The sequence below is a fragment of the Neisseria sp. P0021.S006 genome (assembly GCF_051956895.1).
Genome location: NZ_JBQCWZ010000925.1, coordinates 1 through 577, shown reverse-complemented (window position 1 = coordinate 577; position 577 = coordinate 1). Strand labels below are relative to the sequence as shown.

General features: G+C 48.2%; 1 protein-coding gene and 1 pseudogene. Both read left to right on the top strand.

Annotation, left to right across the window (positions count from 1 at the left end):
• Positions 1-262 (top strand): Holliday junction resolvase RuvX (ruvX, locus tag ACTHUM_RS17935; RefSeq protein ID WP_440403681.1); only part of this gene is annotated, 262 nt, incomplete at its 5' end.
• Between the two features lie 165 nt (positions 263-427).
• Positions 428-577: pseudogene (locus tag ACTHUM_RS17930) on the top strand (YidB family protein); the annotation flags it as partial.

Here is a 577-nt window from a genome sequence, read left to right as displayed (position 1 = left end):
GCCGACGCATACCGATGGCACGGAGCATGAGCTGACCCGTTTGAGCCGCAAGTTTGGCCGCCGTTTGCACGGACGTTTTAATTTGCCGGTTTATTGGGTGGACGAAAGGATGTCTTCCCTATACGCGGAAAGCCTGCTTGCTGAAGCCCAAGTGTTTGGCCGAAAACAAAAATCCGTGCTTGACCAAGTAGCGGCGCAGGCGATTTTGCAAGGCTTTTTTGAAGGCGGAGCGGCCGAGTATTTCAATGGCCGCGAAGAATAGCACATGGTTCGTTATAGAGGCCGTCTGAAACTTGATTTCAGACGGCCTTGGTTTTATTACGGCTTTGAGATAAAAGAGGTTTAGTTTGGTTAAGTCTGATTTTTTTCAGTGCAAATTTTGCTACACTCCGTTCTCTTTTTTAGACACAAATACAAGGAAAAAGTCATGGCACTCATGGACAATCTTTTGAATGCGGCTACCCAAATGTTGGGTGGCAACAGCGAAAACGGCGCACAAGGTTCTCTGACCGATATGGCGATGGATTTGGTGAAACAGCAAGGCGGTGTGGGCAACCTGATCAACCAACTGCAACAA